The 18340-nt window shown below is 65.5% G+C and carries 20 protein-coding genes; 9 read left to right on the forward strand and 11 right to left on the reverse strand.

Features of this window, described 5'->3' with window-relative positions:
• Positions 1-75: 75 nt before the first annotated feature.
• The 3 genes from NL2_RS15975 to NL2_RS15985 are packed head-to-tail and all read right to left on the reverse strand — an operon-like array spanning position 76 to position 2770.
• Positions 76-834: an SDR family NAD(P)-dependent oxidoreductase gene (locus NL2_RS15975; protein ID WP_068076693.1), complete on the reverse strand. Its 759-nt coding sequence runs from the start codon at positions 832-834 to the stop codon at positions 76-78.
• Positions 831-1616 carry an alpha/beta fold hydrolase gene (locus NL2_RS15980; RefSeq protein WP_068076694.1) on the reverse strand — a complete coding sequence of 262 codons (786 nt, stop codon included), beginning with the start codon at positions 1614-1616 and terminating at the stop codon, positions 831-833. The genes NL2_RS15975 and NL2_RS15980 overlap by 4 nt, the downstream gene beginning before the upstream one ends.
• Positions 1616-2770 (reverse strand): LLM class flavin-dependent oxidoreductase, encoded by a 1155-nt coding sequence (locus NL2_RS15985; RefSeq protein WP_084356141.1) that lies wholly within the window; start codon positions 2768-2770, stop codon positions 1616-1618. Before NL2_RS15985 ends, NL2_RS15980 begins: the two co-directional genes overlap by 1 nt.
• 49 nt (positions 2771-2819) lie before the next feature.
• Between NL2_RS15985 and NL2_RS21755 the strand changes: the two genes are divergently transcribed.
• From NL2_RS21755 to NL2_RS16005, 5 genes are all read left to right on the forward strand, one after another.
• The gene (locus NL2_RS21755) at positions 2820-2951 is read left to right on the forward strand and encodes a hypothetical protein (RefSeq protein WP_281191031.1); all 132 of its coding nucleotides are present in this window, start codon (positions 2820-2822) and stop codon (positions 2949-2951) included.
• Positions 2948-3880 carry a DUF7064 domain-containing protein gene (locus tag NL2_RS15990; RefSeq protein WP_084356142.1) on the forward strand — a complete coding sequence of 311 codons (933 nt, stop codon included), beginning with the start codon at positions 2948-2950 and terminating at the stop codon, positions 3878-3880. Before NL2_RS21755 ends, NL2_RS15990 begins: the two co-directional genes overlap by 4 nt.
• A gap of 17 nt (positions 3881-3897) precedes the next feature.
• Complete coding sequence (locus tag NL2_RS15995; protein ID WP_068076695.1) at positions 3898-4290, forward strand: nuclear transport factor 2 family protein; 393 nt, start codon at positions 3898-3900, stop codon at positions 4288-4290.
• Positions 4291-4356: 66 nt separating this feature from the next.
• A complete protein-coding gene (locus tag NL2_RS16000) occupies positions 4357-5526 on the forward strand; it encodes a phosphotransferase family protein (protein WP_068076696.1) in 1170 nt (389 codons plus the stop codon).
• A gap of 3 nt (positions 5527-5529) precedes the next feature.
• Positions 5530-6027 carry a hypothetical protein gene (locus NL2_RS16005; protein ID WP_068076697.1) on the forward strand — a complete coding sequence of 166 codons (498 nt, stop codon included), beginning with the start codon at positions 5530-5532 and terminating at the stop codon, positions 6025-6027.
• 274 nt (positions 6028-6301) lie between these two features.
• On the opposite strand, the gene NL2_RS16010 is transcribed toward NL2_RS16005, so the two are convergent.
• A complete protein-coding gene (locus NL2_RS16010; RefSeq protein WP_068076698.1) occupies positions 6302-6808 on the reverse strand; it encodes a nitroreductase family deazaflavin-dependent oxidoreductase in 507 nt (168 codons plus the stop codon).
• 144 nt (positions 6809-6952) lie between these two features.
• Here NL2_RS16010 and NL2_RS16015 point away from each other — a divergent pair, with 144 nt between their 5' ends.
• The 3 genes from NL2_RS16015 to NL2_RS16025 are packed head-to-tail and all read left to right on the forward strand — an operon-like array spanning position 6953 to position 9265.
• The gene (locus NL2_RS16015) at positions 6953-8155 is read left to right on the forward strand and encodes an LLM class flavin-dependent oxidoreductase (protein WP_068076699.1); all 1203 of its coding nucleotides are present in this window, start codon (positions 6953-6955) and stop codon (positions 8153-8155) included.
• A 6-nt stretch (positions 8156-8161) separates the two neighbouring features.
• Positions 8162-8947 (forward strand): enoyl-CoA hydratase/isomerase family protein, encoded by a 786-nt coding sequence (locus tag NL2_RS16020; protein WP_068076700.1) that lies wholly within the window; start codon positions 8162-8164, stop codon positions 8945-8947.
• A gap of 27 nt (positions 8948-8974) precedes the next feature.
• On the forward strand, positions 8975-9265 hold the full coding sequence (locus NL2_RS16025; protein WP_068076701.1) for a DUF1330 domain-containing protein: 291 nt from the start codon (positions 8975-8977) through the stop codon (positions 9263-9265).
• A 94-nt stretch (positions 9266-9359) separates the two neighbouring features.
• Here NL2_RS16025 and NL2_RS16030 read toward each other — a convergent pair whose 3' ends face one another.
• The 5 genes from NL2_RS16030 to NL2_RS16050 are packed head-to-tail and all read right to left on the reverse strand — an operon-like array spanning position 9360 to position 15230.
• Positions 9360-10136, reverse strand: coding sequence for an SDR family NAD(P)-dependent oxidoreductase (locus NL2_RS16030; protein WP_068076702.1), 777 nt, complete (start codon positions 10134-10136; stop codon positions 9360-9362).
• Positions 10126-11199, reverse strand: a complete 1074-nt coding sequence (locus NL2_RS16035; protein WP_218006118.1) for an alcohol dehydrogenase — start codon at positions 11197-11199, stop codon at positions 10126-10128. Before NL2_RS16035 ends, NL2_RS16030 begins: the two co-directional genes overlap by 11 nt.
• Positions 11200-11231: 32 nt before the next feature.
• Positions 11232-12143: an alpha/beta hydrolase gene (locus tag NL2_RS16040; protein WP_068076703.1), complete on the reverse strand. Its 912-nt coding sequence runs from the start codon at positions 12141-12143 to the stop codon at positions 11232-11234.
• Positions 12143-13747 (reverse strand): flavin-containing monooxygenase, encoded by a 1605-nt coding sequence (locus NL2_RS16045; RefSeq protein WP_068076704.1) that lies wholly within the window; start codon positions 13745-13747, stop codon positions 12143-12145. The genes NL2_RS16040 and NL2_RS16045 overlap by 1 nt, the downstream gene beginning before the upstream one ends.
• Positions 13748-13754: 7 nt before the next feature.
• Entirely contained in the window at positions 13755-15230 is a 1476-nt protein-coding gene (locus NL2_RS16050; RefSeq protein WP_068076705.1) for an aldehyde dehydrogenase family protein, read from the reverse strand.
• 81 nt (positions 15231-15311) lie between these two features.
• On the opposite strand from NL2_RS16050, the gene NL2_RS16055 reads away from it, so the two are divergent.
• Positions 15312-16529 carry a CaiB/BaiF CoA transferase family protein gene (locus NL2_RS16055; RefSeq protein ID WP_068076706.1) on the forward strand — a complete coding sequence of 406 codons (1218 nt, stop codon included), beginning with the start codon at positions 15312-15314 and terminating at the stop codon, positions 16527-16529.
• Between the two features lie 164 nt (positions 16530-16693).
• On the opposite strand, the gene NL2_RS16060 is transcribed toward NL2_RS16055, so the two are convergent.
• Together NL2_RS16060 and NL2_RS16065 are read right to left on the reverse strand one after the other, a co-directional pair.
• Entirely contained in the window at positions 16694-17557 is an 864-nt protein-coding gene (locus NL2_RS16060; protein ID WP_068076707.1) for an SDR family NAD(P)-dependent oxidoreductase, read from the reverse strand.
• Positions 17541-18323: an EthD domain-containing protein gene (locus tag NL2_RS16065; protein WP_068076708.1), complete on the reverse strand. Its 783-nt coding sequence runs from the start codon at positions 18321-18323 to the stop codon at positions 17541-17543. The genes NL2_RS16060 and NL2_RS16065 overlap by 17 nt, the downstream gene beginning before the upstream one ends.
• Positions 18324-18340: the final 17 nt, after the last annotated feature.

Genomic DNA, 18340 nt, shown 5'->3' on the forward strand with positions numbered 1-18340 from the left:
AAGTCGGCATGTTACACTTCTTTCTTCCGTAAAGCAGGCTCGACGCCCCATGGAACATCTGCACCCGCCCGGTCATCAGCGCGCCAGATAGCCGCCATCGACCGGATAATAGCCACCCGTGGCGAACGAGGCGGCAGGCGAGGCCAGGAACGTCACCATCGCAGCAATTTCGTCGGGGCGGGCAATGCGGCCGAGCGGATGGCGCGCCCCCACTTCGGCGCGCTGTTCGGGGGTGCGATCGGCGAACATTGCGGTATCGACATAGCCCGGCCCCACCGCGTTGACGCGGATGCCATCGGCGGCGTGATCGAGCGCCGCCGCCTTGGTCAGCCCGACCACGCCGTGCTTGGCTGTGACGTAGGCGCTGCCGCATTCGACCGCGACCGAGCCCATCACCGACGCGATGTTGACGATCGATCTACCGTCGCTTTTGTCGCCACCACTGGCGATCATCGCGCGAATTTCCGCGCGCATCGAAAAGAACACGCCGTCGAGATTGACGCCGAGCACATGGCGCCAGCTTGCCGTGGCCAGATCGGCAACGTGCGAGCGATCCTTGTTGCCCACCCCGGCATTGTTGACCGCGATGTCGAGCCGCCCGAACCGCTCGACCGCAAACGCCACCATCGCGTCGCACTGGTCCTCGGCCGAAACATCGGCGGCAAAGGCTTCGGCGGAGGCGCCGATGTCGCGGGCGACGCGCAACGCGCCGTCGAGCATCAGGTCGGTCAGCACCACTTGCGCACCGGCGGCGGCGAGCGCGCGGGCGCAAGCCTCGCCGATCCCCGACGCCGCGCCGGTGACGAGCGCGACTTTGCCGGCGAAACCGCTCATGCCAGCTCGTCGAAGAATGTGCGCAACGCCGCGTTTACCTGGGCGGCATGACTGATGTTGACGGCATGGGGGCCGTCCTCGATCAGGGTGACGCCGCGCGGATCGGGGACTTCGCGCGCGACGCGCTCGGCCAGGGCATGCGACGTGCCGAAATCGGCCAGGCCGTGGATGGTGCACACCGGCACCGTGACCTCGTGCAGCCGGTCATATAGCGCGTCGATCGCGAACAGCGGGGCGACGGCGGTTTCTAGCTGATCGGGGGTGAACGTCTTCCAGTAGGCGTACCAATACGCCGGATCGATGCCCGGCCCGAGGATCAGGTCGGTGAGGAACGTCAGCTTGTCCGCGTCCGCGCCATCGGCCTTCCACCCGTCGATGAATGCGCGGAACGGTTCGGCGCCCTCCAGCGTGCCGGCCTGCGTCGCCAGCTGGACGATGCCGGTGAAACGTTCGGGCGCGAGGATCGCCGCGCGCATCCCCAGCAGCCCCCCCTGGCTCATGCCGACATGGATGCATTTGTGGATGCCCAGCGCATCCATCAAGGCGATCAGGTCGCGGCCTGAATCCCAGTAGGTGAACGGCGCGTTCCACCCGGTTCCACCGTGTGCGCGCTCATCCCAGGTTATGCAGCGGTAAGCACCCGCGAATTCCGCGACCTGGGCATCGAACATGGTGTGATCCATGAACAGTCCGTGGCTGAAGATGACTGGCGTGCCACCCCCGCCGCTGTCTTCATAGCTGACCGTCGGCCCGGTCGGCAGCGTGACGTGCGCCAAGGCCATCAAACCTTGCCCGCCTTATAGGCCGCCGCCATCGCCGCCTGCGCCGCCGCAGTGATTTCCGCCCCTTCATAGCCGGTGCCCATCACCGCATCGAAACTGCGGCGCAACGGTGCGCGGGTGCCGTTGAAATAAGGGATGACCTCTTCGGCGAACAGGCGCTGGCTGTTGAGTTGCGCGGGGTGCTGCGCCCAGTCCACGCCCATCAGCATGTAGGTGCCGAACCCGCCGGACTTGGCGATCAGCCGCTCGATCTGTGCGCGGGCCATCGCGGGCGTGCCGATCACCGCCGCGCCGCTCTCGTTCAGGATATCGACCGCGCGGTCGCTGTCGGACCAGTCCATCGCGTCCGCGGGATTGATGTGCGCGCGGTAGTCTTCCAGCATGCACATGCCGTACCGCACCTCGTCGCGCGCCTTTTCGAACGTTTCGGCGATGTGCATCGGCCCCATCAGCCGCCACGAAGATCGATCGAGCACGTGGCCGGCCTTCTTCGCTTCCGCTTGCGCAATGTCCCAATGTTCCAGCAGTTGCTCGATCCCGACGGGATGGGTGGCTGCAACCGAAAGCATGCCCATGCCGTATTTGCCCGCGATCAGCGGACCCGACGGCGAAATGACCGAAACCGTCGCCATGTCGAAATCCGAATAAGGCAGCAGTTGCAGCGAGGCGTCCTTCAGTTCGAACCAGTCGGTCTTTTGGGTGACGGTCTCGCCCTTGAACAGCGGGATCATGACGTCGAGCGCTTCGTGCAGGCGGCGGCGATTGTCCTTGGGGTGCTGCCCGATCATCGTGGCATCCTGCACCAGCTGCCCGGGCGCGACGCCGAACATCATCCGGCCACGCGTCATGTAATCGAGCTGGACGATGCGCTCGGCCACCTGGAACGGATGGTGATAGGGCACGGTGATCGCCCCGGTGCCCAGCTTGATGTGCTTGGTATGCTGGGCCGCCGCCGCGATGAACAGTTCCGGGCAGGCGATGGTTTCCACCCCGCCCGAATGGTGCTCACCGATCCAGGCTTCGTCATACCCCAGCCGGTCGAGGTTGATGACGGTCTGCATATCCTGTTCGAACGCGACGATCGGGTTGAGGTCCGGCTTGTGGTAAGGCCCCATGAAGATCCCGAACTTCATCGGATCGTTCGTGAATTTCATCAGACTCTCCCAAGCCATAAAAACCGATGCATTGTCGGAAAATGTGAGGATGAAATTCCTCACCCGCTTTGTCAAGCTGGCAGTGCGCGAAGATTTCCCGTCATCCGTTCACCTTCCTGTTGACATTGTAACGCTGTTTACTAACTTGCCGGAAAAATGCGCCAGGAGAGAGACTGCATGACCGCGATGACCGCCCAATGGTTGAATGACAACGCCGAGAAGCACATTCCCAACCCGGATATCCGCAAATGGAACCAGAGCTGGTATTTCAATTTCTACGACCGCAAAACCCGCACGGGCGGGTTCATCCGCGTGGGCGTGCTGGAAAACCTGGGTGAGACCAACGGCTTCACCGTGTTCTTCCGCGATGGCAAGCCGCTGTTCACCCGCGTCAACATGAACCTGCCGCTGACGATGGACCGCCCCGATCCCGGGATGACCGTGGCGGGCACCACGATCCAGGTGATCGAACCGATGCAGAAATGCCGGGTGAGCGTCGATACCGACGATTTCAAGGCCGATCTGGTGTGGGACCTGATCCACCCAATGGGTGACAGCATCGCGCTGTCCAACAACGGGCCCGACGACGCGATCGCGCGCGAACTGGCCTACATCCACCCCGAGGGGTTCTGCAACGTCAGCGGCACGATCACGCTGGGCAATGGCGAGACGATCGCCATCGCCGACAAGGGCTTTCGCGACATGAGCGCGGGCCCGCGCAACTGGGGCGGCGTGCACCATTACCGGCTCGCCTGGCCGATCTTCGACAACGGCATGGCCTGCGTTGCGGTCCACGGCATCACCGATCATGGCGACAGTTATCAGAAGATCCTCCACGACGGCACGCGCTGGCACACGATCATGTCGATGGATGAAACCGTGGTGTTTCAGGACGATGGCATGACGGTGAGGGACGTGCGCTGGAAGGTGACCGACGAGGATGGCCGGCTGTGGGATTTCACCGGCAAGCCGCTGTTCCGCTGGATGTTCCCGTTCGACACGTTCATCTTCACCGAACAGATGATGGAATTCACGCTGGCCGACGGCACCATCGGGTACGGCATGGTCGAATGCGGCTTCAACTTTCCCTGGAAAGGGAACGGAAACTAGCGCGGGAGATCGCGGCAATGAGCGACAACGCAAACCGCGTGTCCGCGATGCTGGCCAGCTGGCAGCGGCGCGATGTGGCAACGATCGTCGAATTCTTCACCGAAGACGCGATCTACACCAACGTGCCGATCGACCCGCCCAATGTCGGCCACCAGCAGATCGGGGAATTCCTGACGTGGTTTTTCGGCGCGGTCGGCGATCTGGAATTTACCGTGCTGCGCCAGATCGAAGGGCCCGACGGCACGGTGATGAACGAGCGGATCGACCGGCTCGACTTTGCCGGAAAGGTCGTCGAACTGCCGATCATGGGCGTGTTCGAATTTCGCGGCGACCGAATTTGCGCATGGCGCGACTATTTCGACATGGCGCTGCTCGATGCGCTGGGCACGGATGTTTCGGTGCCACGATAGCGGGCGCCACAACCAGTTTGATAACGACAACACGTTGCAGCAAGCAACGACGAGGGGAATGATCTGATGGCTGTTCTGGGAATTGCGGCACCCCGCAAATGGGACCGCGACAATATGGAACCCCGCGTGCGCGAAATTCTCGACCGCACGGTGCGCGATCGGCCCAACGGGCCTTACCGCGCCAAGACCGCCGATCAGGTCGCGACGATCCTGCAGAACTATTTCGCGGTGACCGAAGGACTGACGCAAGTCGCGATCAGCGATGTCGTGCGCATGGCGGGCGGCGCTTCGAAGGAGCAGTTTGCGTTCAGGCTGCGCCACGCCGGCGATGCCGAGGGAACCCGGCTGATCCTGCGCATGGATCCGCTGGAGGGCATCACCCAGACTTGCCGGGGGCGCGAATCGCAGTTGCACATGGCGATGAAAGGCGTGGTGCCCATCGCCGGCATCCGCAGTTTCGATGCCGATGGCGATGTGCTGGGCCAGCCTGGCATGATCATGGAGTTCGTGTCGGGCGTGACCCAGCCGACCGAGGTCGACAAAGTCGGCGTCACCGGCATCGGCTCGCGCTTCGATGACTGGGTGCCCAAGCTCGCGCCGCAGTTCATCGATGCCTACATCAAGGTCCACGGCTTCGATTTCAGCAAGGCCGACCTCTCGTACTTCAACGTGCCGCGCCCCGGCACGACCGACGCCGCGCTGTGGCAGGTCAACTGGTGGTCGCAGCTGGGCTGGAACGCGCTGCTCGAACCGGTGCCGATCATCACGCTGGCCGAACGCTGGCTGCGCGAAAACGCGCCGGTCTGCGAAAAACCGGTGATCGTCCACGGCGACTTGCGCATGGGCAACTTCATGTTCGAGGAGCCGAGCGGCCGGTTCACCGCGATCCTCGACTGGGAACTGGGCCACATCGGCGATTACCACGAGGATATCGCGTGGGTGATCCAGAAACTGTTCGGGGTGTGGCGCGAAGATGGCGTGTTCCTCGTCTGCGGCCTGATGCCGCGCGACGAATTTCTGGGCCTCTATCAGGCGCAATCGGGCAACGTGATCGACCCGGTAAAGCTGCGCTATTACGAGATCCTCAATGCCTACAAATGCGCGGTGATGGACCTTTCGCAGGCCATCCGCGCGGCAACCGAAAGCAACAACCATCAGGATCTGGTGCTGACCATGCTGGCCTCGGCCGGGGCGGTGTTCCTCGCCCAGATCGTCCTTTTGCTGCGCGAGGCCTGAACCATGCTGCCCAACATCGACGTCCGCCTCGCCAACTGCATCAAGGCGCTCGAGCAAGTGGTGATCCCCTCGCTCCCCCCCGGCGAACGCATGGCGCGCGAACAGGCCTTGCTGGTGATCGGGCACCTCAAGATGATCGGCGGCCAGTGGAAACACGCGCTGCGCTTCGAAACCGCCTCGCTCGATGCGATGGCCGATCTGGCGCGCGCGATTGCCGTCAGCGATCCCGGCTTCAACGGCGAACTGACGACGGCGCTGGCCGCGACCGAGACGATCGACCGGCGCGATATCGACGCGGTGGAAGCCGCCGTCGGCCGGGTGGGCACGGCGATCGACCACGCCATCCTCGGCGAAGAAGGCACGCAGCCGCTATCGCCCGCCGCGATCGACGCGATCCTGGCTTATGGCGAGCGACAGGCCTTCCGCGAACGCACGTGGTTCAAGCTGTGCGGCCTCGATCCCGATGCCGGGGAATTGCCGGCGATCGAAGCAGTGGTTTAGGGGCGCCACTACAGGCGGCGAAATCCCCCCATGCCCGCTCATCCTGAGCTTGTCGAAGGATGCACGCCAACGATTGGTCCGGGCGCTGGTTTTGCTTGAGGCCAGCCGAAACGCTGCGCAATATCACCGGCGTTGCCGGGGGTTGAGGCAATCTCGGTGTGCATCCTTCGACAAGCTCAGGATGAACGGGGCTTGGGAGTGGGCGAGGTTTGCATGCGGCCCATTGCAATCGTTCACTTGGACCCCGAAGGATCGTAGATGTCAAAATGGAGGGTCAGTCCATCACCACGACCGGAATCTCGCGCGTCGTCCTCGTCTGGTAAACCGCCTGTTCCGGCTGTTCGGCGGTGACCATGGCCCACCACGCCTCGCGCTCGGCCCCCGTGACCGTGCGCGCCACTGCGTCGCGGCCGTCGGCGCCGACCTGGATGTGGCACTTCGGCTCGTCGACCAGGTTGAGGTACCACACCGGATGCTCGATGGTGCCGCCGCGTGAGCCGACGATCGCGATCTGGTCGCCCAGCGTGTAATATTGCAGCGCGGTGGTCAGCGTGCGCCCGCTCTTGCGACCCTTGTAGGTCAGCAGCAGGCACTTCACCGGGCCGCCGGGGACGCCGATCACGATCGGGTCCCACATGTGCGCGGCAACCGGATCGGTCAGGTATTGCAGACGGTGCGCTTCCAGTTCGGCCGCCACGCCATCGGGCAAGGCCTGCAGTTCATCGGTCTTGGTCGCCGGATCGATGTATTTGACTGGCTCGCCTTCGCCCGTGCCGCTCATCCCGTGTCTCCGCTTTCGGTTGTGGGGCCTGATGCAGTCGCTTGCCCAAGCCTTCGCTATCACCTAGAACCCGACTGATATTCGGAAAACCGAGTCTGGTCCAGTGGTCTTTGCCGGCGCGGCCAGTGTTGTGGAGGATGCCCCATGCCCGTCAACCGTCTGCGTTTCGGTGCCTTCATCGCCCCGTTCCACCAGCTCGACGAAAATCCGTCGGTGATGCTCGAATGCGATCTCAAGCTGGTCCAGCTGATGGACGATCTGGGCTATGACGAAGCCTGGTTCGGTGAGCACCATTCGGGCGGCTGGGAAATCAGCGCCAGCCCCGAAGTGATGATCGCGGTGGCCGCCGAACGCACGCGCAACATCCGCCTCGGCACCGGCGTGTCCTCGTTGCCCTATCACCACCCGTTCATCCTGGCCGACCGCATCCGCCAGCTCGACCATCTGACGCGCGGGCGCACGATGCTGGGCGTCGGCCCCGGCTCGCTGCCGTCCGACGCCTATATGCAGGGCATCCCCACCGCCAAAGTGCGCGACCGGATGGAGGAGGCGGTGGAGGTTATCGTCCGGCTGCTCGATGGCGAGACGGTGACCAAGGAAACCGAGTGGTTCACGCTCAACAACGCGCGCCTGCAACTGCTGCCGTACAACGAACAGGGCGTCGAGATTTCGGTGGCCAACCAGGTTTCGCCCACCGGTGCGCGCACCGCCGGGCGGCTGGGGCTCAACCTGCTGTCGATCGGCGCGACCTCGGGCGGCGGGTTCAACGCGCTCGCCTCGGCCTGGCAGATTTGCGAGGATATGGCGCGCGACCACGGCCAGACGGTGGATCGCAGCGGCTGGCGGCTGGTCGGCCCGATGCACATCGCCGAAACCCGCGAAAAGGCACGCGAGGAAGTGAAGTGGGGTTTCTACCGCTGGATCGACTATTTCACCAACGTCGCCGCGCTGCCGCTCGCCCCGCCGCCGGGGGTCGATCCGCTCGACGCGATCATCGATTCAGGGTTCGCGGTGGTCGGCACGCCCGACGATGCCATCGCCCAGATCAAGCGGTTGCAGGAACAATCGGGCGGGTTCGGCTGCTTCCTCAACATGACGACATCGTGGGCGGACTGGGGCGCGACGCACAATTCGGTAGAGCTGATCGCGCGCCACGTGATGCCCGCAGTCAACCAGCTCAACGTCAACCGCTGCGCGTCAGAGGACTGGTTGCGCCACAACAGCAAGACCTTCCGCAGCGAATTGCAGGCCGCCGTCGGTGCGAAAGTGGCGCAGCACGCCGCCGAAAAGGGCACCGCCAACCTCCAGCAGGAACTGATCGCCGCGCTGGTGCCCGGAAAGCCCTGATCCGGCATGATTGCGATCGGCGCCTTCACGCTGAATGTCGCGGCCAGCGGTGTCGCCACGGTGGTGTTCTCGCGCCCGCCGGTCAACGCCGTGTCGCTTTCGGTTTATGAGGATATCGGGCGGCTGGTGAGCACGATCCATGCCGATGCCGCGATCCGCGTGGTGGTGCTGACCGCACCGGATCACGCGCGCGCATGGTGCGGCGGCGCCGATCTTAACGACTTCGTGGGCATGAACCCCGAACGGCGCAAGGACCGCTATCGCTTCATCAACGAACAGATGCCGGGCTTCTACCACCTCGACCGCCCGGTGATCGCGGCGATGAACGGCCACGCGGTGGGCATCGGCATGATCTGGGCCGGATTGTGCGACATGCGCGTCGCGGCGGAGGATGCCGCCCTCGCCTGCCCGGAAATTGACTTTGGCCTTGTCTGCGGCGGCGCCGGGCTGTTCGCCATGCTCAACCTGCCCGAGGCGAAGGTCCGCGAAATCCTGTACACGGGCCGCAAATTCACCGCGCGCGAACTCGAACCCACCGGCTTCTTCAACTATGTCATGCCCAAGGCCGAGGTTCTGCCCAAGGCTTTGGAACTGGCCGGACTGATCGCGGCCAAGAGCCTGCCGGCAGTGCGCGCGCGCAAGATCGCGTCAAACGCCTTGGAAGGCCGCAGCTGGATGCAGGCCTACCTCGATGCGCAGGCGCTGTCGGCCGAGCTGGCGGCCGGTCGCGATGGCGGCGAAGGCGTGCGCGCGTTTCTGGAGAACCGCCGGCCCGATCTGGCCGATCACTGAACGCAGAACACCGAAAGGAAACGGGCCATGGCCGGATACATGATCGCGCTGGTCAACAACCGCAACACCGACTGGCTGGCGGACTACATGGCGAACGTGCCCGCCATCATCGCCAGTTTCGGCGGCAGCTACCTCGGGGCATCAACCGCGCTGGAACAGGCCGAAGGCACGATGCCCCTGCCCGACCAAGCCGCGATCTTCCGCTTTCCCAGCGTGGCCGCGATCCGGCAGTTCCTCGCCTGCGACGCTTATGCGCCTTACGCGGCCGCGCGGCAGGCAGCGGCGGCGACCGAGATTTTGATGTTCGAGTCAGAGTAACGCGAATCTGCTCCCCCGCGAAGGCGGGGGCCTCGGGCCCGCAAGTGACACTCCGCCTGAGGCCCGCGCCTTCGCGGGGGCGCAACTGTTCGGGTCACACCGCCGTCCGTCCCCCATCGACCGCGTGGATCGCGCCGTGGACGTAGCGGGCATCGTCCGAGGCCAGGAACGCCACCATCGTCGCGACTTCTTCGGGCAGGCCATAGCGGCGCGCGGGGTTGGCGGCGGAGATCGCATCGTGCACCGCGCCGTTGTCGCCCGGTTGCAACCCCTGTTCGATCGAGCGCATCATCCGGCTCTCGATCGGGCCGGGGTTAACGCAATTGACGCGGATGCCGTGGGCGGCCCATTCGTCGGCGGCAGTCCGGGTCAGCCCTATCACCGCGTGCTTGCTGGCGATATAGGCGCACAGCCCGCCGGTTCCGCGCAGGCCCGCCGTGCTCGAGGTATTGATGATCGCCCCGCCGCCGCCCGCGAGCATCACCGGAATCACATATTTCATGCCGAGGAACACGCCCGTGACATTGACCGCGATCACGCGCTGGAAATCCGCCAGCGGGAAGTCGGGCAGCGGATGGGCCGGCCCTTCGATCCCGGCGTTGTTGAAGAACACGTCGATCCGCCCGGCCGCCGCCTTCGCGGCTTCGACATAGCCGCGCACTGCCGCCTCGTCGGTCACATCGGCGACCACGGTTGCCAGCAGCGCGTCGCCAAGGTCGTCCTTCAGCGCATCGAGTGATGACTGGTCGCGATCGACGCCGATGATGCGGGCTCCGCGCGCCGCCATCAGCCGCGCCGTGGCCGCGCCGATCGCGCCCCCCGCGCCGGTGATGAGCGCGACTTTTCCTTCGAGCCGGTTGCTATCGAGCATCGCTGGTCTCCAGTTCGCGCACGAGCACGGCGCGCCCGGTGAATTTGCCTTGTTTCAGATCAACCAGCGCCTGGTTGGCGGAATCGTGCGGACAACAGGTAACCGGCGTGGGATCAAGCTTGCCGGCGTTGGCAAGCGCCAGCACCGCGCGCAAGTCCGCTGGCGATCCGGTAAGGTTGCCCATGACCGAGATCGAGCGGAAGATCATGCCCGCCAGCGACAGCGTCAGGTCGCCGCCCGCTACGCCCACCAGCACCAGCTTGCCGCCCTTGGCCAGCACATCCAGCGCGGCGCGGGCGGTGCTGTCACGATTGACGCAATCGAACGCGGCGGCCACCGGCCCGCATGCCGCGATGATGCGTGCCGCCAGATCGTCGCCCGACCCGTCGATCACTTGCGTGGCGCCCGCCGCCAGCGCGGCCGTACGCTTGGCCGCGTCGATGTCGACGACCACGATGTTGTCGTGGTCGAAGGCCTTCAGCATCGCGATCATCATCAGCCCGATCCCGCCCGCGCCGATGATCAGCACCGGCTTGCCCGGTGCGAGCGGAGCCACCTTGCTCACTGCCGCATAGCAGGTGAGCCCCGAACAGGCGTACGTCGCCGCCAGAGCGGGATCGACGGTGCCCGGATCGAACAGATAGCGCGCGTGCGGCACCAGCACATGGCTGCCGAACCCGCCATCGCGCACCGTCCCGATCCCGCGCGGGGCGAGGCACATGTTGTCACGCTCGCTGTTGCATTCGGCGCATTCGCCGCAGCCGAGCCACGGGTAGATCACGCGCGTATCACCGATCGCAACACCGGTGGCGTCAGGACCCAGCGCCACCACGCGGCCGACGATTTCATGCCCCGGCGCGCGCGGCAAGGTGATGCCGCGCTCGGTCAGCTTCATCACCTGCCCGCCGCCCATGTTGTATTCGCCCTTCCAGAAATGGAGGTCCGAATGGCACACGCCGCAATGGCTGACCTCGACCAGCACCTCGCTGCCGGTGGGCACCGGGGTGGGCATGCCGATCTTTTCGAGCGGCGCATTCGCCGCGACAACCATCCAGCCTTCCACGTGTCTCTCCCGGTTTTGGGTATTGGCGCCGTTTACGTCAGCGCGCGGTGCAATGCGGCAGTGCTGGTGCTCACCAGCGCCTGCGCCGCGGCGCTGGTCGTGACGAGGTTGAAGCCGTGATAGGCGCCCGGCCAGACATGCAGTTCGGTCGGGACACCGGCATCGATCAGGCGACCGGCGAAGGCCAAAATCTCGTTGGCGAACAGGTCGATGGCGCCGGTGCCGATGTACACCGGCGGCAGCCCTGCCAGGTTGATGGCACGCGTTGGCACGGCATAAGCGGGCGCCGCCGCACGATCGACCCCGCGCAAGTACGCCCCCCAGCCATAGGCGTTGGCCGGACCGGTCCAGACATGGCGGCCGTTGTGCGGATGGTCGGCAGTGGCATCGTCCAGCATCGGATAGATCAGCTGGATCAGCCGCAACGCGATCCGGCCTTCATCGTGCAGCCGCAACGCCAGCCCCATGGCGAGCCCCCCGCCCGCGCTCGCGCCGCGCAGCATCAGCCGTTGCAGATCAACGCCCTCGCGCGCGGCCAGCCACAGCATGGCGGCGTGGCAATCGTCGTGCGCGGCGGGAAACGGATGCTCGGGCGCATGGCGGTATCCCACCGACAGGACCGTGCAGCCGACCGCGCGCGCGACGCCGCGCATATCGGCATCCTCGCGCAGCATCGAGCCCGAGACATAGCCGCCGCCGTGTATGTTGAGCAGCGCCGCGCGGGAGTTTGCGCCATGTTGCGGCGTGTAAAGCAGCCCCGGAATGGCATGACCCTCACCTGAGGGGATCGAAACTTCCTCGACCAGCAATCCATCGTCGAGCCCGAGCGGCACGGCCTCGCCCTGCAGCAGTTCGCGGATGGCGGGCAACGTCGCGTCCGACAGGCCGCCCAGATCGGGCAGGTCCGCCAGCACCGCGACCAGTTCGGGATCGACATGGGCCATCAGCGGGCCTTCCCGACGTGAAACCCGCGATAGCCGTGTTCGGCCACTTCGCGGCACTTGGCCTGATAGGTGTCGACCCCGCCGAGGTAGGGCATGAACACGCGCGGTTTGCCCGGCACATTGGCGCCGATGTACCAGCTGTTGGCCTGGGTGAAGAGCGTGCCTTCGGCCAGACTCGCGACATGTTCGACCCACGCCGACTGCGCGTCCTCGTCCGCCTCGATCGTGGTCACGCCGTTGCCGCGCATCCATTCGATGCAGTTGCCGATCCATTCGATGTCGTGTTCGATCGACAGCACCATGTTGCTGAACACCGACGGGCTGCCCGGTCCGGTAACGATGAACAGGTTGGGAAAGCCGGCCACCGCCAAGCCCAGATAGGTCCTGGGGCCATCGGCCCAGGCATCGCGCAGCAACCGGCCATCGCGCCCGCGAATGGCGATGGCGTTGAGCGAGCCGGTGATCGCATCATAGCCGGTCGCGCAGACCAGCGCGTCGAGCGGATATTCGCCCGTGCTGGTGACCATCGCCGATACGGTCATGTGGCTGAACGGCTCGGATCGCAGATCGACCAACGCAACGTTTTCCCGATTGAACGTCGCGTAATAATCGGTGTCGATGCACAATCGCTTGGTGCCGATGGGATAGTCCATCGGCATGATCTTACGCCGCGTCGCCGGGTCCTTGACGATTTCGGCAATCTTGGTGCGGACGAAATCGGCGATCTCGCGGTTCGTCTCGGGGTTCTCCAGCACATCGGTGAAGGCGTACATGAAGTTGTTGCCGCCCTTGATCCAGCGCCGCTCCAGTTCCTCTACCCGCCATTGCGGATCGGCCTCGTCCCACGTGCCGCTGCCGAAATCGTGGAGCACGCCGACGCGCGTGTTGCGTGCCTGGACCCGTCGTTCGGGATACGTCGCCTTCCAGTCGGCGATATAGTCCTCGGGGAACTGGAAGTTGCGCGCCGGCACGCTGTAGTGCGGCGTGCGCTGGAACACGGTCAGGTGGCTCGCCTGCCGGGCAATGCACGGAATCGCCTGGATGCCCGACGATCCGGTGCCAATCACCCCCACCCGCTGGCCGGTAAAATCGACGCCCCCCTGCGGCCATTGTCCGGTGTGGTAGATCGGCCCGGCAAAGTCGCCGATGCCCTTGATGTCGGGCAGCTTCGTGTTCGAAAGGCAACCGGTCGCCATCACGCAATACGATCCGGTCAGGCTGTCGCCCGCATCCGTCGTCACCGTCCAGCGCGCGTGGTCGGCATCGAATGTTGCACCCATGACCCGCGTGTCGAACCGGATGTCGCGCCGCAAGTCGAGCCGGTCCGCCACGTGCCGGATATAGCCGAGGATTTCCTCCTGCGGGGCAAACCGTTCCGACCAGTGCCATTCGCGCTGCACGTCCGCGTCGAACGAGTAGGAATATTCGAGGCTGTGCACGTCGCAGCGCGCGCCGGGATAGCGGTTCCAGTACCACGTGCCGCCCACATCCGAACCCGCCTCGATCACCACCGCCGAAAGCCCGGCCGCGCGCGCGCGGTGCAGCATGTAGACGCCGGCAAACCCCGCGCCGACGATGATCACGTCGAAATTTCCGCCGCTCATGGTCGCATCATTCCCCGGCAATGTTCATCCACACGGTTTTGTTGAGCAAGTATTCGTCAAGGTGCCACGGTCCGCCCTTGACCCCGTAACCGCTTTGCCGCGCGCCGGTCATGGTCACGCCGGGATCGGTGACGGCGTAGCAGTTGGTCCAGGTCATCCCCGCGCGCAGCGACCGCGCCACGCGGTGCGCGCGCCCCAGGTTCTGCGTCCAGATGCCACTGCCCAAGCCGTAGGTGGTGTCGTTGGCCATCGCCACGACCTCCGCCTCGCTGTCGAACGGGATCGCCGCGATCACCGGGCCGAAGATTTCCTCGCGCGCGACGCGCATGCTGTTGTCGACATCGGCGAGCACCGTCGGCGAAACGAAAAACCCGTCCGCCAGATCGCCACCGAGCCGTTCCCCGCCCGACACGATCCGCGCGCCATCGGCCCGGGCGATATCGAAATACCCGGTCACTTTCTCAAGCTGCATCGACGACGCCAGCGGTCCCAGCTGCGTTTGCGGATCGAGGCTTGGTCCGACTTTGAGCGACCGCCCGACCTCGGCCACCTTCTCCACGAAATCCGCATAGATCGACCGTTCGACGAACAGCCGCGTGCCCGCGTAGCAGACCTGCCCGGAGTTGTTGAAACAGGCCATCGCCGCGCCGCGCGCCGCCAGTTCCAGATCGGCGTCGGCAAACACGATGTCGGGTGATTTGCCGCCCAGTTCCACCGCGACGCGCTTCATGTTGGTGGCCGAAGCCTCGATGATCTTGCGCCCGGTCAGGGTCGATCCGGTAAACGCGATCTTGTCGACGTCGCGGTGCGCGGCAAGTGCCGCCCCGGCGGTCGGCCCCGGCCCGGGTACGACATTGATGACGCCCTTGGGCACACCTGCCTCGTGCAGGATTTCGGCCATCATCAGCGTCGACAGCGGCGCTTCCTCGGCGGGCTTGAGCACCAGCGTGCAGCCGGTCGCCAGCACCGGACAAATGCTCCACAACTGGGTGATCAGCGGGCCATTCCACGGGATGATCGCGCCGACCACGCCCAGCGGCAGCTTGAGCGAATAACTGAGGTAGTCGCCCGGCGCGGAATTGGACAGCACATCGCCGCGGATGCTTAGCGCCTGCGCGGCATAATAGCGAAACGTCTGCTGGATCCACCGGCGGAACGACAAGGTGCGCGCCAGCGGTGCGCCCATATCCATCGATTCCAGCCGGGCCAGATCCTCGAACCGCCGGTCGATTGCTGCAGCAACATCGAGCATCAGCGCCTGCCGATCGAACGGCTTCCACGACTGCCACTCGCTGTCGAACGCCCGCCGCGCCGCCGCGACCGCATCGTCGATATCGGCGGCATCGCCGCGTGCCACCCGCGTCAGCACATGGCCTGTCGACGGATCGATGCTTTCAAAGCTGTCGCCACTGCGCGCTGGCCGCCATTGGCCATCGATGAACAGCGGTTTGACGGTTCCGTCGAGGAAGGGATGAGCAGTCATAATCGAATTTCCTTCGGATTTTTCGACTTAAGCAAACCCCGGGCTTGTATCAAAGCGGAATCTGCGGTGTGGTCGCGGACGATGAACAAAACCAGTGATCACGGCCCGACTTATCCGCTCGACGGCATCACGGTGCTCGACCTGTCGCAGATCTACAACGGGCCTTATGCCACGTTCCTGATGGCGCTGGCGGGCGCCCGGGTGATCAAGGTGGAGCCGCCCGGCGGCGAACCGTTGCGCCGCCGGGGCGCGGTCGGCGGGGCAGCGCTGCCGTTCGCCATGCTCAACGGCTGCAAGGAATCGCTCGTCCTCGATCTCAAGACCCCGCAAGGCAAGGCGGCGCTGCTCGATCTGGCGCACAGTTCCGACGTACTGGTCGAAAACTTCGCACCCGGCACGATGGACCGGTTGGGGCTTGGCGATGCGGCGCTGCAGGCGCTCAATCCCCGGCTGATCTATGCCTCGAGTTCGGGCTACGGCCGCGACGGGCCTTATGCCGCGTATCCGGCGATGGACCTGACCGTGCAGGCGATGTCGGGCGCCATGCATGTCACCGGCTTTCCCGATCGTCCGCCGGTGAAAGCCGGACCCGCGATTGCCGATTTCTTCACCGGCATCCATTTTTACGGTGCGATCATGACCGCGTTGTTCGAGCGTGAGCGGACCGGCGTGGCGCGGCGGCTGGAAGTGGCGATGCAGGATTCGGTCTATGCCTCGCTCAGTTCCAACCTCGGCATGCACTGGTTTGCGCAAGGCGCGGACGTGCCGTCGCGCACCGGCAACCGCCACGGCGGGCTCGCCGAATGTCCCTACAACGTCTATCCTACCAGCGATGGCTATGTTTCGGTGATGTGCGTCGGCGATGGTCACTGGCGCACGCTGGCGGCGGTGATGGGCCGCCCCGAACTGGCCGACGATCCGCGCTATGCCACATTGAAGCACCGCGTCACGCAGATGGATGCGATCGACGCGCTGGTCGAAGCGTGGACGCTGCCGCAAACCACCGTGCAGGTGTTCGAAACGCTGATGGCCGCGCATCTGCCGAGCGCTCCGGTGCGCAATCTCGATCAGGTGATGGCCGACCCCAACATGCATGCGCGCGGCGCGTTGCAGCACATCGATCATCCCGAATTCGGGCCGCTGGTGGTGATGCACTCGCCGCTGCGGTATGACGGCGTGCCGCTGCGCCCGCTCGAGCCAAGCCGCCCGCTGGGCGCAGATACCGCGCGGGTGCTGGAGGAGCGCACCACGCTGTCGGCGGCCGACAGGTCTGTCGTTCTCGCCCGCAACGTCACCTGACACGGTCGCGCACCCGTATGAGAGCATCCGTGATGGCTTGACCCAAACCGGCTCATCCCGAGCGACTTCGAGGGATGCCGAGCCAGGATCACAGGGAGCGCAACGTGTCTCGACTTCGCTCGACATGGGCGGGTTTGGGTGAGCCAATCCAATGCCATCGCGCTTCAATCCATGCGATACCCGCCATCGACGTTGAGCGTCTGCCCGGTGATGTAGCTGGCATCCGGCCCCAACAGGAACGCGATCGCTGCGCCCAATTCGCTTGTCGCCCCGCGTCGCCCCATCGGGATTATCGCGTGATTGTAGGTCGCCTTGAAGTCATCGAAGGCGATGCCGGCGGCGGCCGCCTTGCGCCCGATGGTGCCGTCGAGCATGTCGCTGTCGATCGATCCCGGGCACACGCAGTTCACGCGGATGCCCTCGCGCGCGACTTCCGCCGCGAGTTGCTGGGTCAGCCCGATCACGCCAAACTTGCTGGCGCAGTACCCGCCGTAATTGGGCAGGCCGAACCGCCCGGCGAGCGATGACACATTGACGATCGCCCCGCCGCGCCCATGCGCCAGCATCGCCCCGACCGCCGCCTTGCAGCAGCGGTAGACCCCATTGAGGTTGATATCGATGGTCGCGTGCCACAACGCGTCGTCCATCGTGGCGATCGGCGCGGACCCCGCCGCGCTGGCCACCCCGGCGTTGTTCACGAGCCCGGTCAGCGGTCCGATCTCGCGTTCTGCGGCGGCGACGCATGCTTCGACAGCGGCGCTATCGGTCACGTCGCAGTCGAGCGCCACGGCCTTGCGCCCCATCGCGCGGATTTCCTCGGCGAGCGATTCCACGCCGCGCCAGCCGGCCGCGCGTTCGTGCCCGGGCAAGTCTTCCGGCGCACGGCGGATCGCGCTGACCACCACATCTCCGCCGTCCTGGGCAATGCGCCGGGCGGTGGCCGCGCCGATCCCGCGCATCCGCCCCGCGCCGGTGATCCACACGACCTGCCCCGCCAGCTTGCCCGTTGCCTCACCAGTCCCGGTCAACGAACACCCTTTCCTTGCCTGCGAGGAAGGTCGATCTTGTCCAGTCGATGAACCGGCGTTCGTCGGCCACCGCTGCGGCTTTCGCCGCGTCGGCCTCGGGCCCGGTTCGGGGCGAGAGCCGGTCGAACCAGGCTTCGGCATGCCCCATATAGTCGCCCTCGGGCGCACCGAAGATCGCGGCCAGCTCTGCCGTCAGCGGGCTGGGCGTACGGTGGACCTGAGTGTACGCCAGCGCACCGCGCGCCGCCGCATGGCTGCGCACCAGCGGTCCATGACGAGTCAGCCACCAGCCTCGCGCGTCGGCATCGGTCAGTTGCGGAAGCGGCCGCAACGCGAAGTGCACCTTGACCACGCCCGTGCGCGCGCCCGCGACCACGCGCTGCGGTCCCGTTAACACTTGCGGATATTCGTGCGCCAGCCACAACGGCGAGCCGCCCGGTTCGGTCAGGTCCGCCAGCGCTTCGGCCAGCCGGGCCAGCCGTTGCCGCGCGTCCGCCGATGCCAGCACCGACCGCAGCGCATCTTCCGACGACCACCACGTTTCCGCCACACCGTCTGCCGCCGACTCCATCGCGCCGCGATCGGCCTGCGCCGCGGCTTCGATCGCGGCGGTGGTATCGCCGCGCCAGGTTTGCACATGGCGCACGATGGCGCAGTGGGTCTGTTCGGCAGCGAACGCCGGGCCCATGACATCGCGCCACTGCCGGTCGAAATCGGCCGCCGAAACATCCGCTCGGCGCTTCAGCAGATGCACCAGCCGGATCATCGCGCCCGTCCCACTTG

This window comes from Novosphingobium lentum NBRC 107847, from assembly GCF_001590965.1.
GTDB lineage: Bacteria > Pseudomonadota > Alphaproteobacteria > Sphingomonadales > Sphingomonadaceae > Novosphingobium > Novosphingobium lentum.

Coding starts and splice junctions, on each gene's coding strand:
- NL2_RS15980 (WP_068076694.1), bottom strand. CDS start 1,616: ATGGCCTTGGCGCACGTCACGCTGCCGACCGGGCCGACGGTCAGCTAT.
- NL2_RS16015 (WP_068076699.1), top strand. CDS start 6,953: ATGCCCGTCAACCGTCTGCGTTTCGGTGCCTTCATCGCCCCGTTCCAC.
- NL2_RS16005 (WP_068076697.1), top strand. CDS start 5,530: ATGCTGCCCAACATCGACGTCCGCCTCGCCAACTGCATCAAGGCGCTC.
- NL2_RS16025 (WP_068076701.1), top strand. CDS start 8,975: ATGGCCGGATACATGATCGCGCTGGTCAACAACCGCAACACCGACTGG.
- NL2_RS15985 (WP_084356141.1), bottom strand. CDS start 2,770: ATGAAATTCACGAACGATCCGATGAAGTTCGGGATCTTCATGGGGCCT.
- NL2_RS21755 (WP_281191031.1), top strand. CDS start 2,820: ATGAAATTCCTCACCCGCTTTGTCAAGCTGGCAGTGCGCGAAGATTTC.
- NL2_RS15975 (WP_068076693.1), bottom strand. CDS start 834: ATGAGCGGTTTCGCCGGCAAAGTCGCGCTCGTCACCGGCGCGGCGTCG.
- NL2_RS15995 (WP_068076695.1), top strand. CDS start 3,898: ATGAGCGACAACGCAAACCGCGTGTCCGCGATGCTGGCCAGCTGGCAG.
- NL2_RS16010 (WP_068076698.1), bottom strand. CDS start 6,808: ATGAGCGGCACGGGCGAAGGCGAGCCAGTCAAATACATCGATCCGGCG.
- NL2_RS16000 (WP_068076696.1), top strand. CDS start 4,357: ATGGCTGTTCTGGGAATTGCGGCACCCCGCAAATGGGACCGCGACAAT.
- NL2_RS16065 (WP_068076708.1), bottom strand. CDS start 18,323: ATGATCCGGCTGGTGCATCTGCTGAAGCGCCGAGCGGATGTTTCGGCG.
- NL2_RS16040 (WP_068076703.1), bottom strand. CDS start 12,143: ATGGCCCATGTCGATCCCGAACTGGTCGCGGTGCTGGCGGACCTGCCC.
- NL2_RS15990 (WP_084356142.1), top strand. CDS start 2,948: ATGACCGCGATGACCGCCCAATGGTTGAATGACAACGCCGAGAAGCAC.
- NL2_RS16050 (WP_068076705.1), bottom strand. CDS start 15,230: ATGACTGCTCATCCCTTCCTCGACGGAACCGTCAAACCGCTGTTCATC.
- NL2_RS16045 (WP_068076704.1), bottom strand. CDS start 13,747: ATGAGCGGCGGAAATTTCGACGTGATCATCGTCGGCGCGGGGTTTGCC.
- NL2_RS16020 (WP_068076700.1), top strand. CDS start 8,162: ATGATTGCGATCGGCGCCTTCACGCTGAATGTCGCGGCCAGCGGTGTC.
- NL2_RS16055 (WP_068076706.1), top strand. CDS start 15,312: ATGAACAAAACCAGTGATCACGGCCCGACTTATCCGCTCGACGGCATC.
- NL2_RS16030 (WP_068076702.1), bottom strand. CDS start 10,136: ATGCTCGATAGCAACCGGCTCGAAGGAAAAGTCGCGCTCATCACCGGC.